Origin of the sequence: Bacillus sp. NMCC46 (assembly GCF_002998465.1) — a bacterium.
In the GTDB taxonomy this organism is placed as follows: Bacteria; Bacillota; Bacilli; order Bacillales; family Bacillaceae; genus Bacillus.
In genome coordinates this window covers 152071-168964 of the sequence record NZ_PVQZ01000005.1, presented here as the reverse complement: position 1 = coordinate 168964, position 16894 = coordinate 152071, and the positions used below count along the sequence as shown (strand labels likewise).

At 42.5% G+C, this 16894-nt stretch carries 14 protein-coding genes and 1 pseudogene; 6 read left to right on the top strand and 9 right to left on the bottom strand.

All coding sequences use genetic code 11. The annotated features are described in order from the left end of the window. Nucleotides 1-145 precede the first annotated feature (145 nt). On the bottom strand, nucleotides 146-1561 hold the full coding sequence (locus C6Y01_RS14770; RefSeq protein WP_034664557.1) for an SLC13 family permease: 1416 nt from the start codon (nucleotides 1559-1561) through the stop codon (nucleotides 146-148). A gap of 261 nt (nucleotides 1562-1822) precedes the next feature. On the opposite strand from C6Y01_RS14770, the pseudogene pbp4 reads away from it, so the two are divergent. Both pbp4 and C6Y01_RS14760 read left to right on the top strand, forming a co-directional pair. After that, nucleotides 1823-3863 (top strand): annotated as a pseudogene (gene pbp4, locus C6Y01_RS19310) (penicillin-binding protein PBP4(5)). A 134-nt stretch (nucleotides 3864-3997) separates the two neighbouring features. After that, a complete protein-coding gene (locus tag C6Y01_RS14760) occupies nucleotides 3998-5236 on the top strand; it encodes an MFS transporter (RefSeq protein ID WP_034664564.1) in 1239 nt (412 codons plus the stop codon). Nucleotides 5237-5271: 35 nt separating this feature from the next. On the opposite strand, the gene C6Y01_RS14755 is transcribed toward C6Y01_RS14760, so the two are convergent. From C6Y01_RS14755 to rfbF, 5 genes are read right to left on the bottom strand one after another with little or no spacing between them, the layout of a single operon-like run. Continuing rightward, on the bottom strand, nucleotides 5272-6201 hold the full coding sequence (locus C6Y01_RS14755) for a putative nucleotide-diphospho-sugar transferase (protein WP_095285994.1): 930 nt from the start codon (nucleotides 6199-6201) through the stop codon (nucleotides 5272-5274). Further along, a complete protein-coding gene (locus tag C6Y01_RS14750) occupies nucleotides 6202-7392 on the bottom strand; it encodes a glycosyltransferase family 2 protein (protein ID WP_095285995.1) in 1191 nt (396 codons plus the stop codon). Continuing rightward, nucleotides 7389-8300 (bottom strand): putative nucleotide-diphospho-sugar transferase, encoded by a 912-nt coding sequence (locus tag C6Y01_RS14745; RefSeq protein ID WP_095285996.1) that lies wholly within the window; start codon nucleotides 8298-8300, stop codon nucleotides 7389-7391. The genes C6Y01_RS14750 and C6Y01_RS14745 overlap by 4 nt, the downstream gene beginning before the upstream one ends. A gap of 12 nt (nucleotides 8301-8312) precedes the next feature. Further along, the gene (locus C6Y01_RS14740) at nucleotides 8313-9284 is read right to left on the bottom strand and encodes a GDP-mannose 4,6-dehydratase (protein ID WP_041816148.1); all 972 of its coding nucleotides are present in this window, start codon (nucleotides 9282-9284) and stop codon (nucleotides 8313-8315) included. A gap of 4 nt (nucleotides 9285-9288) precedes the next feature. Then, complete coding sequence (gene rfbF / locus C6Y01_RS14735; RefSeq protein WP_034664577.1) at nucleotides 9289-10053, bottom strand: glucose-1-phosphate cytidylyltransferase; 765 nt, start codon at nucleotides 10051-10053, stop codon at nucleotides 9289-9291. A gap of 355 nt (nucleotides 10054-10408) precedes the next feature. On the opposite strand from rfbF, the gene C6Y01_RS14730 reads away from it, so the two are divergent. Both C6Y01_RS14730 and C6Y01_RS14725 read left to right on the top strand, forming a co-directional pair. Further along, nucleotides 10409-10558 carry a DUF1540 domain-containing protein gene (locus C6Y01_RS14730; RefSeq protein WP_003213883.1) on the top strand — a complete coding sequence of 50 codons (150 nt, stop codon included), beginning with the start codon at nucleotides 10409-10411 and terminating at the stop codon, nucleotides 10556-10558. Between the two features lie 198 nt (nucleotides 10559-10756). Further along, complete coding sequence (locus tag C6Y01_RS14725; RefSeq protein ID WP_106038413.1) at nucleotides 10757-11836, top strand: DUF3900 domain-containing protein; 1080 nt, start codon at nucleotides 10757-10759, stop codon at nucleotides 11834-11836. Nucleotides 11837-11901: 65 nt separating this feature from the next. On the opposite strand, the gene C6Y01_RS14720 is transcribed toward C6Y01_RS14725, so the two are convergent. After that, a complete protein-coding gene (locus C6Y01_RS14720) occupies nucleotides 11902-13101 on the bottom strand; it encodes an MFS transporter (RefSeq protein ID WP_106038412.1) in 1200 nt (399 codons plus the stop codon). Between the two features lie 103 nt (nucleotides 13102-13204). Between C6Y01_RS14720 and C6Y01_RS14715 the strand changes: the two genes are divergently transcribed. After that, nucleotides 13205-14113 carry a LysR family transcriptional regulator gene (locus C6Y01_RS14715; RefSeq protein ID WP_095286000.1) on the top strand — a complete coding sequence of 303 codons (909 nt, stop codon included), beginning with the start codon at nucleotides 13205-13207 and terminating at the stop codon, nucleotides 14111-14113. A gap of 34 nt (nucleotides 14114-14147) precedes the next feature. Here C6Y01_RS14715 and C6Y01_RS14710 read toward each other — a convergent pair whose 3' ends face one another. Continuing rightward, the gene (locus C6Y01_RS14710) at nucleotides 14148-14627 is read right to left on the bottom strand and encodes an aminoacyl-tRNA deacylase (RefSeq protein ID WP_060595726.1); all 480 of its coding nucleotides are present in this window, start codon (nucleotides 14625-14627) and stop codon (nucleotides 14148-14150) included. A gap of 145 nt (nucleotides 14628-14772) precedes the next feature. On the opposite strand from C6Y01_RS14710, the gene C6Y01_RS14705 reads away from it, so the two are divergent. Then, nucleotides 14773-15972, top strand: coding sequence for an MFS transporter (locus C6Y01_RS14705; RefSeq protein ID WP_106038411.1), 1200 nt, complete (start codon nucleotides 14773-14775; stop codon nucleotides 15970-15972). Between the two features lie 18 nt (nucleotides 15973-15990). Here the strand turns inward: C6Y01_RS14705 and C6Y01_RS14700 are convergent, their stop codons facing one another. Then, the gene (locus tag C6Y01_RS14700) at nucleotides 15991-16722 is read right to left on the bottom strand and encodes a MurR/RpiR family transcriptional regulator (RefSeq protein WP_034664588.1); all 732 of its coding nucleotides are present in this window, start codon (nucleotides 16720-16722) and stop codon (nucleotides 15991-15993) included. Nucleotides 16723-16894 lie beyond the last annotated feature (172 nt).

Below are 16894 nucleotides of genomic sequence, written 5' to 3'. Positions count from 1 at the left end.
TGAATTTGAGTCCACCATATCTGGATCTAACACGCTTATTACACGCCAAAGGACACTCACATCAAATAATCCACACCAGCACCGAAGCCAAAAGAAACAAAAACACCGACGTCTCGATTCGATCAAAGCCACCTTCGTAACCCGCTCAGCTTTTAAGCACAATCGGGAGCCAGAAATACACCGCAAGGACAATCACCACAATACTGATGATATTTAACCAAAAGCCTGCCCTGACCATATCAGATATTTTCAGCACGTCCGCACTAAAGACAGCGGCGTTTGGCGGTGTGGAGATCGGCAGCATAAACGCACATGAAGAAGCCAAAGCAGCCGCAGCCATTAACCCATATGGCTCCATGCCAATCGCAAGCCCAAGCCCTACCGTAATCGGAATAATCATATTGGCAACAGCTGTATTTGACATAATTTCAGTCATAAACAAAATCGCTCCCGTTAAAATGATCAACAGCACGATATACGAAAGCCCATGTAAATGCTGTAGATTTTCCCCAATCCATCCCGTTAGATTGGTTTCTGCAAAGCCCGTAGCGAGCGAAAGCCCACCTCCAAACAAAAGCAAAAGCCCCCACGGCAGCTGTTTCATATCCTGCCATTCTAATATTCTCTCACCATTTGTTGCTGGAATGAGAAATAACAGCATGGCACCGAAAATGGCGATAGACGTATCAGATACGGTGATCCCTCCAAACAAAAAGAGCTTAAAAATCCACAAAAACGCCGTCATGAGAAAAACAACAAACACCCATTTTTCCTCTTGTTTCATTTTTCCTAAATTCTCTAATCCCTTTCGAATGAACGCTACACTCATTTCACCTGTGTGCTCTACCTTGAACTGTACCTTGGTCAAATACAGAAATAAGAGAATGAGCAGAATCATCGCAACAGGAAAACCAAACAAAAACCATTCAAAAAACATAATTTCCCGATCTAATAGCTTTTTTGACATCGCAGCAAACACAGCATTTGGCACAGATCCGACAAGTGTTGCTAGACCACCAATTGACGCTGAATACGCAACCGACAATAAGATGCTTTTACTGAATCGATCAAGAGATGGACCAGATAAGACTTCATTAGCCTTGACCTCTTTAATCACTGCAAGTGCCACCGGGAGCATCATCAGGGCTGTCGCTGCATTCGAAATCCACATAGATAAAAAAGCAGTCGCGATCATGACACCTAATACAATGCGGTCACTTCTAGTGCCAATCACCCTTAAAATGTGTAAGGCCATTCTTCTATGTAAGTTCCATTTTTCAATGGCAATAGCGATCATAAATCCTCCCATGTACATAAAGACGATCGGATCTCCATAAGCCCTTGATGTCTGTTCCATAGAAAGCCCGCCAAGTGTCGGCAGTAGGATGATGGGCAATAAAGATGTTGCAGGTATGGGCAGTGCTTCTGTCACCCACCATGTTGCCGTCCAAGCCGTAATGCCCAAGACTACCCTCGCAGCATAGGTCAATTCATCTTCAGGTATGAGAAACAGAACGAGCAAGAAAAGTGTCGGTCCAAGAATAAGTCCAATTACATTCACTTTTTTATAAACGATAACAATTCCCCCTATTGAAAGCGCTTGTCATATTTTTTCTAATTTTCCACATTCGATGATCTCTTAAGAAATCCTTTAAATCATAAGAAAAAATGAAGATATCTTTCATAAAAACAGCTGTCATTTTACTCCCATTTTCAAAACCATGACATGATGCCTTGGTCTATTTTCATAGGAGAAACTATACAAATCATGTGCAATCACTGTAAAATATAGAAGATCTAATCAAAAATTGAGGTGTTTTCATTGTATAAGGATCAAAGAAAATCATTTTGGAAACAGAAAAAATTCATTATTCCTCTTCTTAGCATCATCGTGATAGCAGCTGCTCTCTTTTTCTTAAAAGATACTCTTTTCTCAAAAGAAAAAGAGGCTTTAAAAGCGGCGGAATCCTTTACGAAACAATTGGAGAAGAAAGACTTTACGAAGCTGGCTGATGAGGTAACGAGTGCGTCTTTGAAAGCCAATGACTTCTCAAAAAAACAACTAGCCGAAAAATATGACAATATCTTTAACGGAATTGGTGCTTATGATCTGAACATATCAAAGCTCAACGTCGAAAAACAGGACAAAGGAAATGGGTATCAATTTTCCTATGATGTGACAATGAAAACGTCTTTTGGCAAGCTGCACAAGCTTTCTTACAAGGGCGTTCTCTCAGAAGAAGATGACAAGTGGAAAGTGGACTGGAAGCCAAATCTCATCTTCCCGCAAATGGAGAAGGGAGATACTATCAAAGTCAAATCAGACCCTGCTGTCCGTGGAAACATTGTAGACCGAAAAGGGCGTACGCTGGCAGAAACAACTGGTGGAAACGCACTTGGCATCATCCCAGGTAAACTCGGAACAGGGAAAGAAAAAGAACGCAATATCAAAAAAATCAGCAAGGCGTTTGATATAGACGAAGAACTGATTGACAATCAGCTGAAACAAGCATGGGTCACAGACGACACGTTTGTCCCGCTCAAATCAATGTTAGAGCAAAAGCCGATTCCAAAGGAGGTAAAAGGCGTCACCTATCAAACGAAGGGAAATGCGTTACTATCCTTATAACGAAGCCGCCGCCCATCTCACCGGCTATGTCGGAAAAGCAAATGCAGATGATATCAAAAGAAATCCGGCATTAAAAGCAGATCAAATCATCGGCAAAACCGGCCTTGAATTTACGTTTGACAAAAACCTGCGTGGACAAGATGGCGGAAGCATTCTGATCGTCCATGATGAAACAGGCATTGAAGAAACATTGCAAAAATCAGATCGAAAAGATGGAAAAACAGTGAAGCTGACCATTGATGCTTCTTTACAGAAAAAAACCTATGAACAGCTAAAAGGTGAAAAAGGGGCCGTCACGATCATGAATCCATCATCGGGGGATCTATTAGCGCTTGTCAGCGCCCCTTCCTACGATGTCAATCTCATGACAAATGGGATCACACCTAAGCAATATCAGGTATACAGTGAAAACCCAGACCTCCCATTCCAAGCTCGCTATGCGAGCCGGTATGCACCAGGGTCTACATTCAAAACCATTACAGCGGCCATTGGGCTGGAAACAGGTGTCACAAAACCTAATAAAGTACGCACCATTCATGGACTGAAATGGCAAAAGGATCAATCTTGGGGCAATTATCGAATTACACGGGTTCACGATAAAGAAAATGTAAATATGGTCGATGCCCTCGTGTACTCAGACAATATTTACTTCGGACAGGAAGCACTGGAAATTGGCAAAGACACCTACGAGAAAAAAGTAAAAGCATTTGGGTTTGGCGAAGATTTGCACATGCCATTTACAACGAAACCAGCACAAGTATCGAACGATGGCATTCAATCGGACATCTTACTTGCTGACTCTGCCTATGGCCAAGGCGAATTACTCATGTCACCGATTGAACAAGTACATGCCTATTCTCCATTTGCAACAGGAGGCAAGCTTGTCTATCCTCGAGTCGTTCAAGATGAAAAAACAGCATCACCAAAACAAATCATCAAAGAAGACTCGGCAAACTCAGTGAAAGACGCGCTGACTCAGGTCGTGACCAGTCCAAACGGTACAGCTCACTCCTTACAAATTGAAGGAGCTGATATTGCCGCTAAAACAGGAACGGCAGAGCTGAAGAGCAAACAAGGGGCAACAGACGGTTCTGAAAATGGATTTTTACTTGCATTTAATCCTAAAAAAGAAGATTACGTCCTCGTCGGCATGATTGAAGGTGTGAAAAACCGCGGCGGAAGCGGACTCGTCATTCAAAAAATGAAGCCTGTGATCGCATCTTTTTATCAATAACCCTTTAGAGACACAAGCACTTGTGTCTCTTTTTTCTAAATCATGACAATTTGCTATTGTTTTATAGTTCACCTTATGAATAAAATGAGAAGAATGCAAAATAGAAAACAGTTGAATGAAAGGAGGAAGTCTCATTGGCTATTGCTGCTCGTACAAAGGATAAACCTCAAAATTCTGTCACCGGATCAACGGTTTACCCCATTTTATTGATTATTGGCATTTGCCATATGCTGAACGACACATTGCAAGCCGTTATTCCTGCGATGTTCCCTATTTTAGAACGCTCAATGGGGCTGACCTTTACACAATTAGGGCTGATTGCCTTTACATTAAATATGGTCTCCTCCGTCATGCAGCCCGCTATTGGGTGGTATACAGATAAACGGCCGATGCCTTATGCACTCCCGATTGCTTTATTTTCTAGTGCTGTCGGTATATTCGGGCTTGCGTTTGCGCCTTCCTTTGCCACCATTTTGCTTTGCGTTGTCTTTATCGGACTCGGCTCTGCAATTTTCCATCCAGAGGGCTCTCGTGTTGCCAACATGGCAGCTGGTCCAAGACGAGGACTTGCACAGTCCATCTATCAAGTAGGCGGAAATACAGGTCAAGCCTTTGCTCCGCTGATCGCTGCATTAATGCTCGTCCCTCTCGGTCAGCCAGGCGTGGCTTGGTTTACGATTGTTGGAATGATTGCTGTCGGTTTCCTTCTTTATATTTCAAGATGGTACGCAGGAAGACTTCAAACCATTCGAGCTCAAGCGAAAAAGGCTCCAGCAAAAGCTGCAAGATCTGATATTCATCGTAAGTCAGCACTCACAGCACTTGGCATTATCGTCTTTCTCATCTTTGCCCGCTCTTGGTATGGGAATGCGATATCGAATTTCTATGCGTTTTATGCGATTGAACAATATGGATTGACGATTAAAGAATCACAGACTTATATTTTCTTATTTCTCATTCTAGGTGCAATTGGGACATTTTTAGGCGGACCGCTTGCAGACCGCTTCGGCAAGAAAACCGTGATTTTAATTTCCTTATTGGCATCCTTTCCGCTTGCCCTGCTGCTGCCATTTGCCGGACCTGTTTTTGCTTATGTTTTACTTGGACTGATTGGGGTCATTCTGACATCAAGCTTCTCTGTCACAGTCGTTTATGCTCAAGAACTATTTCCCGGGAAAATTGGCACAATGTCCGGTTTAACTGTTGGGCTTGCGTTTGGTATGGGTGCAATTGGATCAGTCGCTCTAGGCTCATTCATTGATGCCTTCGGTTTAACGCCTACCATGATCGGAGTCGCCTTTTTACCGATATTAGGCATCCTGGCCTTCTTACTACCTAGCGATCAAACCATCTCCAAATGGAATGAATCATAAAAAGGAGAAAACCGCTCAGTTATTGAGCGGTTTTTTCATATCTCATAAAAATGCGTGTCAGGAACGTGCTTCTTTGCAATAAACCCTTGCTGAAATTCTGGAAAGACCTTTTGCACCTGTTTAATTTTTTGATGAACCAAATCGGCATACGGAATATATAGATGATCCACTAGATTTTGTTCAGTCATATAGTAATACCAATTAAGATTAAAGGTATTCTCATCAATGATCGTAAAGGCAGAAAAATGATAGAACAAGAGTGGACATTCGTCGAGATACATATCCCCTTTCACAACTGAAAGCTTGTAGTTTTCAATATTCCAAATGGCGGCATTGGCTCCTTTAGATGTCACCACATGGACCCCTTCAAAATCATCGATCCATCTTTCAACATACCGCTGATCTCCATACGTCTTATTTTCTGTATCCATTTCTACTGTACAGTGTGCAAGACAGTTATCCTTCCATTGTGTGACCGCCTGTTTGGCAACGTCTGTGTTGCGGCAGCCGACAAATCCAGTATTAAAGCGGCCAGACAACTCATAAAAGTGATAGAACCGCTTGGAATTCATATGATCCGTCAAAAATAAATGAGCGAGCGGATTCTCTGCAAATACCGCCTCTGGATCATGATAAAAATACAAATCCGTATCCAAATGGGCGAGATAATCCGCTTCTGAGGACTCAAGGATTTTGAGCAGAAAAGCAGGCTTTAACGTCCAGCAATACTCATGGAACGTCCGATCATCTTTTGCCTTTCGCAGCATGTCATCTTCAATGTCTTCAAGCTGTTCATATTGAACGTGCGGATGAGGGAATTCACTTAACACCTTGTAAGCCAATGGGTCCGCACATAAAACCGACAGCTTGAATGAATGGGCGGTTTGTTCAAGCGAATGAATCAGCGCCAAAAGCTTAAAAATATGGGTATTCGACACAATGGTTGTAAAATGATAAGATGCCATCTACAACACATCCACTTGAAACAAATCAACGCGTAATAGCTCTTTCGTCAGCCCTTGAATGGCTTCTACAAGCACTGTGCAGCCATATTCCTGCCGTGCAAGCTGCGCTGCCTCTGACAGCTTTTTCAAAGGGACATGCTTTGCTGTCAGCTGATCTTTTTTATCGCGTTTGATGCCTACATTCCGCTCTGTGATCAAATGAAGCAGCTCTAAAAAATAAGAAAGCAGACCATCGAATGCCGGATTTTCACGCAGCTGCCGGACCTCTTTCACAATGTCATTTGTGACGGTGTGAGAAAATGGACCAGAGAAAGCCAAATGGACATCAATGGCATCAATATTGTTGTACTTCTCGCACATATACAAAATGTTATATTTGATGTCATCAAATGACGTTAAATTACTTGGATGCTCCTGATGCACACTCATGATATCCTCTCGCAATTCAAACGAGAGACCAAGCTGATGCAGACGAATTCCTAAATCATAATCTTCAAACCCGTACCGAACGATATTTTCATCAAACATCCCGAGTGCCATGACATGCTTACGTTTGACAGAGGAGTTATTCGTAATAAAAAATCGCCACGGCAGCTCATAAGAGCCTAAATCATAGTTATACGTGCGCAAAATGTCTTTGAGAATATCAATAAACTCAGACTGCAAATCGAAGCTTTTCTCTAGAAATCCACCATTTTCAACTTCCTTCATTGATAAAAGAGGCGTTTTATCTTTCATTTTCCGCTTATACAAGCCTTGCTTTTTCAACCGATTGATATGATCCTTATCAAATGCTTCGTAAAAATAACGATAAATCCGCTTCCAGCATACACCACAAATCACAAGGTCCTCATGAACAGCATGTGCCTCCGCATGCTTTTGAATAAATTGCGGCTCTGCCAGCATATCGCTGTCATGGAATATCAGCAGGTCTCCCTCCGCCTCGCGAATGGCATGATTGCGACCCTTGGCAATCCCTTGATTGACAGGAATACGTACCTTTTTAAACGGGAAATTCACCTCAATGTTCTCAAGCATTTCCATCGTGCCGTCCGTTGACCCATTATCAGCGACAATCACCTCAAATGGTATATCCGTATCCTGAAGCGTTAAGGAAAAAAGACTCCCTTCTAAACGCTCTTTGGCATTATAGCTCGGAATAATGACGCTTACCTTTGGCTTCTCATTCATGCGTCATCCCCCTCCAATTTGGCATAGCCGTTAAACAGCGGATCGACCTGCTCAACAGATTCAATCACATGGCGCAGCACGTTTCGATAGGCTTCTTGGAAAAATGGCAGATCATTTCTCCCTTTTTCATGAATTTGCTGCATCTCATCCTTGCTCACGATGCGAAAGCCGCTGAAATGATAGCAAATGAGCGGATGCCCATCCTCCAGCAAAATACGTCCATTCTCTTCCCGATAAGAATGCTGCCCATAATTCCAATGACCAATATTCACGCCTTTTGTTTGAATATCTTCCACTTTTTCAAACAGCTTCGGCATATGATCGAGATATCCTTGATCGCCAAACTTGCCTTCTCCCGGCGCATTTTTGCATTCCTTCAAGCATTCTTCTTTCCACCAGCTGAGGCATTTCCGGCCGGCTTCATCTCCTTTAAAATACAGGAAGCCTGAGTTATATCGTCCTAAAAGCTTCTGAAGCATCTTCACTTCCTCAGGATCGAAGCTCGGAATCACAATATCCCCTCTCGAGAGTAAAACAGAGGCATTCGGCTGATGTTGAAAAATCGCTTTCGGGCTCTCATAAAAGAACAAATCCGCATCAAGATAGGTTACTCCCTCTGCCTGCTCCTGTTCAAATAACCACTCAATCCAAATCGGCTTTAATGTCCAGCAATATTCCGAGGCATCCCGTTCCTCTTTTTTCTCCAGCAGCTCCGGCGTTTCGAGCTCCCGTACATGAACAAGATCAACATGAGGAAAATTCATTTGATGAAGCAGATCAAATGCAGCATCATCCATACATAACGTCTTGATGACAGCATCATCTTCTACTTGCTTCAATGATAAGAAAAACGCAATGGCTTGATAAAGTCTTCCACTCGATAGAACCGTACAATATATGCTGTTCATCTACTTACACCTCTATTTTTGAAAGAATTCGCGATACCATTCAATCGTCTTCTCTAAACCTTCATCAATGGAGTAGTCAGGCTTCCAATCAAGCAGCTTTCTCGCCTTTTCTGCCGACAAATATTGATGCTTAATCTCATGCGTTCCTTGGTTTAAAATACGCGGCTTCAGTTCACTGCCCATCGCCTTTAAAATCTTATCCACGAGCTCAAGCACCGTCAGCTGAATTTCATTACTAAAGTTAAATGCTTCTCCAGCGAGCCCTTTTTCCTCCATCTTCTCAGCTAGCAGCAAATAAGCCTTGACCGCATCTTCAATGTAGAAGTAATCACGAATAAATGTCCCGTCACTTCTAATTTCAGGCGCCTCTCCTTCTAGCACAAGCTGGATGGTTTGCGGAATGATTCTGTTGAAATTTAAATCCCCGCCCCCGTATAAATTGCCGCAGCGTGTAATACAAACCGGAAGACCATATGTGTTGTAATACGTGTGAGAAATTAAATCTGCACAGCTCTTCGATACATCATACGGATGTTTCCCATTTAACGGCATATCTTCATCGTATGGAAGCTGCTCCTGATCGCCGTATGCTTTGTCACTTGATGCCACGATGACTCGTTTGATCAGCGGCTGTCTTCTGCAAGCCTCCAGTACATTCCATGTCCCTAAAATATTGGCTTCAAATGTAGAAACAGGGTGTCTATTTGCGACCCCAACAATGGCCTGCGCCGCCAAATGGAAGACAGTATCAATTTCGTATTCTCCTAACGCACGTTCAATCGTTTGCATATCCTCCAATGCACCTTGCACCACATTCATCTTTTCGAATTGACTGCCTTGATATAAATTCGATCGAGGCACCTGATCACGCACAAGCCCAGTTACGTTTGCACCTTGATCAATCAATTCCTTGACGAGATAGCTTCCCAATAGTCCTGTACATCCAGTCACAAATACGTTTTTCCCATTCCAAAATCCGCTCATGCCGTCACCAAACCTTCCATGGTTGTTTTCCATTTGTCCACATGCCATTGATTTCCTTCAGGTTCTTATACGTATCGATCGCTGTCCAAAATCCGTGGTGCTCATAAACCGCAAGCTCTCCATCATTCGCCAGATTTTGCAGAGGCTCCGCTTCAAACACGCATTGATCATCGTCTGTCAAATAGTCAAATACCTTTGGAGACAACACAAAAAACCCTCCATTGATCATCCCGACACTGTCTGTCTTCTCAGAGAAGGATTGTGCCATCCCGTTATACACCTTCAGTGTCCCGTACTGGGACTTCTTTTCAATTCCTGTGACAGTCGCAGCTGCCCCAAGATCCTGATGACGCTTCAGCAGATGAAACATATTGATATTGGCAAGTCCATCACCATATGTCATCATGAATGTCTCACCCCCAATGTAGTCCTGTGCCTGCTTTAACCGTCCGCCTGTCATCGTCTCCTCACCCGTATCTAAAAAGGTGATTTTCCAGTTCTCTGACTTTCCTAAAAGCTTCATTTCTCCTGTTGCCATATCCAGCTGCATGCTGTGATGCCGCCAGTCGTAGTTCAGAAAATATTCTTTGATCTTCTCTCCTTTATATCCAAGCAATAAGATAAACTCATCTACTCCGTAATACTGATAGATTTTCATAATATGCCATAGAATAGGCCGATCTCCGATCATAGCAAGTGGTTTAGGAAGCGCTTGTGTGACCTCACTCATTCTCGTTCCCTTTCCTCCGCAGAGAATGACTGCTTTCATCTTCTCCCCTCATCTCTCTATGAAAATTTTTGATTGAAAACCTTATCTTTATGCGGAAAATCAGTACATGTACCCTTAGACTTTGTCCGACATCAGGTTTTGAATCTACTCTATTCATATGTCGAAATGAGAGATGGTGCCACCTAGCATTTAACTATTTTTACAAATAAAAAAAGAGCGAGATTTGTATTCTCGCTCTTTCAAAGTTTAAATTGTATATTATCAGGGTAGATGGTATGATAAACATGTGCATCATCAGCACAAACAGCCTCTTTTTATAAAGAGACTACTAGATGGAATGAATTCAAGTGGCAGCTTGCTTCATTCTCAATATGAATCACGGAGGTGAATTCTCATGGCACAAAACGTACTTTGTGAAGTGAACTCTTGCCGTTTTTGGGCTGATAACAGCTGTACTGCTTCTACCATTAAAATTGGTAAAAACACAATGACTGATGTGACTCGCAATGCCGAAACTGATTGCGAAACATTTGAAACAAAATAAGTTGTTTTTCTGAGATGAAGGAACTGGCAGGTTCCTTCTTTTCTTTTATCATTCTATCAAGAATGATAATTATTATCAAGTGTTTTTCACTAAACATTTCTCGGGAAATAATGACACGATATTTCTGCATTCGTTGACGATTTTCACTCCTTTTTCTATACTCAACATATCCGAAGAAGAAAAAGTGGTGACCAATCAATGGATTTTACGATACGTTTTCTATCATTCTTTGTCGTAGAAATCGAAGGCAAAGATGAACAAGCAAATAAACGGTTCAAGCATTATCAAACATTAGATCAAGAGGAATTTGAACAAAGTGAGCTGAAGGACTTTTTAGATGGCGAGCTGAAAAAAATCGTCAAACGAAAAGTGGACAGACACCCTAAATCTGAACAAGTACCAACCAAAATTGGCCGATTCATTGTCGAACCCGGTCATGAACTCGATTCAAATCCAAACTACAATTTATTTCATCAAACGAGATTTGCCGATACAAAAGAAGTATTTAATGAATGCAGCGAACAGTTTGTTCGCACGTATTTAGATACAAGTGCTGTCAGAGGCGGCGTTTTTTTAGTTGCGTCTGCTGTCCCTAAAAAATATTTTGATGACTCCTTTGTCTTTATTATGAAATGCGATTTTGAACAGAAAGTGGCTTCTATCGCTGATACATCTACCTTGATCAAAAAAGTCGAAATGGCCATTACAACAAAAAACATGAAATCGATTCAATATCCGTTTATGCCAGAAGAGGGCATGACAGAGGAAGCCGAAGTGAAAATTCACCAATCCTCACATGCTCGTTATTTTGAGGACTTTCTGAAATTCGTCGAATACGGGGAATCTATGCCTGAAATCATGAAATCACAGGTCATGAATATGGTGCAGGAACAAGTATTTGAAACATTACAGGATGAAAGTGAAGAATTAAAGCAATTTGAAGAGGACCTTGAAATATGGGAAGCGAGTGAAAAACGAGAAATTAGAGAAACACTCGATACAGAACAGGTCACACTAGCAGCATCTCACATTGTGGAACAAACCCCTGATATCACAATGAAAATGCGTCTAGGTGAAACAGAAATCAAAGGACTTCTCGCGGACTTTGGCCACTCGATCCATATTGCGAAGGTCAACAATCGATATGTCGTGCTCGTTGAAGCAGACCAAATCGTCTTCGAAAAAGGAAGCACACCTGTTGAATTCCATAAACCAAATGGATTAAAAGAGGTTGTCAGCCAGCTCACGCAAAAAGCCTACGATTCAGACTTAGATTAAGAGAATATGACTGCCTCCTGCGATCAGCTGCATGAGGCAGTTTTTTTATATAACGCTTTATTTTTTTACACTGCACTAGAAGAGACATGCTGCCCGCCTCTTACCCACATGCTGACAAGCATTAAGCTTATGATGAGCATCAGCCAAAAGACGCTGTTTGTTCCAAAAAACTGGATCAATGTATACCCGCACAAAGGCCCTAAAGCAGCCCCCATATCTTGAACAAAAGAATAGCTGGCGAGAAAGCGGTTCTTATCTGTTTGAGCAGAGGCTTTTTGAAAGGCAAGTGTATCGGTGAACGTTGTTACAATCGTTGCCAGCAGCTGAATCAAAAGCAGCATCAATAGAAACCAGCCGCTTACCTTCAGCATGACCCCAAGAAAACTGAGCCCTCCAAATGAAAGAAACATCCAGCATAGCATTCGTTCCTTCATCACAAGCCGATCAAACCATTTGCCTGTTCTCGGTGCGACAAATGGTTCCCACCCCCACCTGATTGCTTGAATGACACCGCTTAAAGCCGAAGCTCCGATGACAAAGCCAAATAGAGCAAATTCATCCTGATCGATCTTTGCTTCAATGACATGACTCAGCGTGGATGCGAATAAACCTTGTATAATAAGTGCGACCAGCATGCCTGTTATCAGTACTTTTACAACATCTCGTGCAAACCACTTCTGTTTGATGCCATGATACATCTGCGTGCCTTCTCTCTTTTCAATTTCATCCAAAGATACATAAAAAACGCACCCTATCAATGTGAGTAAACCAAAGACAAGCGTCATGGACTGGAAGCCGAACAAGCTGGCGAAAATCCCGCCAAATAACATGCCAAATAAACTGCCAAGCCGGTAAAGCCCATTATAAAGACCCGTCAAATGTCCTTGTGAGCCTTCGTCTATTTCAGCCAAAACCCTCATCCCGCTCATACGGAGTAACGTCCAAGCAAGCCCCCATGCGCAGCGGCAGATCAGCAGCAGCCAAAAACCGCTCACCCCATATAATATCGTGGTCACTGACGCGATCAAAATCGCCATTAATACACCGGTCTTCATTGGGATATAGCGATAGAGCCACCAAACGACAGGCGCTAGCGGAATGCGAATGAATCGGTTGATGGACAGCAGTAACCCGACCTCCCAAATAGATGATAAACCAATCTCTTTCCAATAGACTGGAAGAACAATATAGAGCATTGAATCCCCAATAAGTGCAAATGCTGTGATGAGCGATATTGACACAACTTGCTTTTGACGATGATCCATTTTCCCTTCCCCCTTCGCTATCTTTACGATAAGGGATGCTTTATAATAAATCTAATGAATGTTTTTGATTAAACCATTAAAATAATTGATAGGTGGTGCAAAGTTGAATTTACATGCCCTTCGGATTTTTGCAAAGGTTGCAGAGACTAAAAGCGTCACACAAACAGCAGACGCACTATCTTTGACACAGCCAGCTGTGACGGCTCAGCTTAGAAGCATTGAACGAGAGATCGGTTTTCGCCTTTTTAAACGAAACGGCCGAGGAATTGCGCTCACAGAAATGGGAAAGATGCTGTATCCTTATGCCCGGCAAGTGTTCGAGGCTGAAAAGGAAGTAGAATATCAGATCACGCTATTACAAAATGGGAAAAAGGGGCGTCTCCGCATCGCTTCTACCTACGTACCACTCAACTTTTTACTGCCTGATTGGCTCGCTGCTTTTAAAACGTCTTCACCACAGACAGAAATCGAATTAAAAAGCGGAAACTCCGCTCAAGTGATAGACAGCCTGCTTCAATATGAATCAGATGTGGCCATCGCTGTAATTGAAGATTTGCATCATGAGGAGATCGTTACCTCCCATTTGACGAATTTAAGCTATGATTTTATTGTGCCAGCAGACCATCCGTTAAACGGAAAAACCGTCCCGCTAGAGCGCCTGAGCCTGGAGCCTTTTTTGATGCGTGAAGAAGGCAGCTCCACAAGAGATAAGCTCTTTTCCCTTTTCACCTCGAAAGGAATTAAAAAACCGACTGTTGATTTACAATTCAGCGGTGTTCATGAAGCGATTCAAATGATCAAAGCTGGCTATGGGATCACACTTGTTCCCCGTGATGCGGTTCAAGGCAGTCTCAAGCGGAAAGAGATTGGGCGCGTATATATCGAAGGCATAGAAATCGTCAGACCCGTTGTTATCTGCAAACGGGCGAATGATCTTGAAAAAAATAGAACAGTGGATGCCTTTCTGCAAATGAAAGATATCGATCCATTTAAGGCGCCTGCTGCAAATTAAAAAAGTGCCTGCATAAGAAACAGGCACTTTTTTTCTATTCGGCTGGTTGAACAATGTCATACGGTACAGCCTTTGAGGCTTTCACTAATTGTTCTGGTGTGATGAGGATTTCATTTCCCCATTCGCCTGCTCCAACGCCTAATACCTCTTCCTCTAATAACGAAGCTTCGATGATGGTGCGGAAGCCTTCTGGCTGCCAGCAAAATGGCGGTATCGAGCCAATTCGGTAGCCCGTCACTTCCAGAACCTTCTCTGGTGATGCCATTTTAATATTACGAGAGCCGGCCGCTTTCTTTAGTTTCCCTGACTTAATATGCTGGTCTGCGCCAACCATCACAAGCAGCTGCTCCCCTTCCCCTGTTTCAAAAATCAATGTTTTGATCATTTGTCTTTCACGAAAACCAAGGGCTGCTGCTACATTTGCGGCTCCCTTCTCTGTTTCGGAAGAAAATGCTTTGATCTCATAAGGGATGCTGTGCTGATTCAAGAATTCATGTGCCGGTAGTACTTTCATTGATTTGAACCCCTTTCCTTGCGATGTCTTTCATTTAGCTTATCACAATCCTCTCATCCTTAAGATGTATTTTTCAATGAAAAGCCTCTAGGTCCTTCATCACCATGCTATACTGAACTTGTTTTTGAAAAGGAGCCGGTTGGATATGGGAAACAAGTTTTGGTATTATACAGGCAGTAAAAGCCTTCTCATGCTAAGTGATATTCTATTTGTGATGACGATCACGTTTGTGATCTATCAAGATACACAATCTGTTGCCTATGCGGCTCTATTTCCGCTAATAAGAACGCTTTGCCAGCTATTAGCCGGGCTCATCTCTCCTGTTTTGACCGATCACTTTCAAGCGGGTCGGCTGTTGAAATGGGTCCCTCTTTTACGTCTTGTGATGCTCATCGTGTTTACAGCCCAATTTTATTTCTTTCAGCAGCATATGGTCTGGCTGTTTGGTGCGCTTATTCTCATTTCCATCACAGGTGGATTCATCAGTCCTTTATTACAGGCCATCATGCCGATGCTTGTGCCAGCAAATCAGCTTGTGAAAGCGAACAGTACAGCCTCCATTTTTCATCAAACGGTCCAAATCGCCGGTTATTCGTTTACTGGAATGCTCGTCCTGTTGATTGGTCCTTTTTATTTAATGTGGATTACTTGTTTCATGATTGTGTTGTCTTATTTGTTTTTCATCCCTGTTTTTCCTCTTCTCAAGCAAGAAGACACGGTTCGAAAAGCAAATAAGATGAACAGTTTCAAGGATGGCTGGGCGATTATTTGGACAAATAAAACGATTCGCACTCTGACCTTTATGGATGTTTGTGAAAATATGGCGGGCGCTGTGTGGATCGGGGCGATTACCCTTGCCTTTGTCACCCATGATTTAAACGAAAGTGAGGAATGGTGGGGTTTTATCAACGCCGCTTATTATACAGGCGCCATTCTAGGCGGGCTCTTGGCTGCGTGGATAAGCCGGTTGATTCAAAAGCAGCTTCTTCTCTTTATGGCAGCTGGTTCATTCATTTATGCAGTGCTGACTATTGTCTTTTCACTGAATAGCCTGCCGTGGCTTGCTTTGCTGCTTTGCATTTTGATGGGGCCTGCTTATCAAATTCGGGATGTTTCGCAGCAAACCATTCTTCAAACGGAAACGCCCGTCCGAGATTTATCAAAGGTGTACTCGGCTCATTACGTCCTTTCTTCTGTATCTGTCGGTTTATCTATTTTCTTTGTTGGATTGATTGCAGATGCATTCGGAGCGAGGACTGTGTATTTGCTAGGCGGTTTGTTTGTGCTCATCTGTTCGGGGATTGCCATCCTCGCTTTTATGAGACAGAAAAAAAAGAGCGGCTGATTCATGCAGCGGCTCCTTTTACTTTTCCTTTAACATCGCGAACATGTCACGAGCCATCGCTTCTAAAATATACACAACTGGCGTCTGTGTCGTAATATTGGCTCTGTGAACCCGTTCGTCTGTCACGTAATAAGCAATATTTAAATCGGAAATGCGCGAAATCGTACAGTGCTGATTGTTTGTAATACTAATGATTTTGCTTCCTTCTCTTTTTAACTTCGAAATATGATCAATCGTAATACGGTTCTCCCCTGATACAGACAGCACAATGGTGACACTATTGTCTAAATACTGCATATTCATCGGGAAAAACGGATCATTGATGTAAAATGAAAATTTCTCAAGACTCGAAAAATACCTCGCCCCATACTGTGCCAAAATACCAGAGCTGCCAGTTCCGATAAACAGCACATTTTTTGCATCGGCAATGAGCCTTGCTGCCTCCTTAATTTTCCCTTCAAAGTCCCCTTTCAGTGTGCGTTCAATAAATTCATATAGAAAGTGCTGTGTGCTTTTTAAAGTAGGAGTTTGCTCTGATTCTAAATACATTTTGAGTTTCACTTTAAACTCTGAAAAGCCTTCACAATTCACTTTTCGGCAAAAGCGAAGGACAGACGAGGTGGAAATATGGGCAGCATCTGCTAAATCCCGAATTCTCATATACACGACCTTTTCACTGTTTTCCATGATATATCGGTATAAAGCGCTTTCTAGTTCATTAAAGCTTGAAATGACCTCACTTGAAAACATCTGACTTCCCCTTTCTCCAACAGCATGTCACAATGTGTTTCTTTTATGTAACAAATCTCTAAATAGGGCACCCTTGCCTAAAGACGCTGAAGTCATTTACGCACTAGATGCTCTCACGATAAGCTATAGATGTACAGACAAAAGAATTGGCTTTTCTCTATTATAACATTGC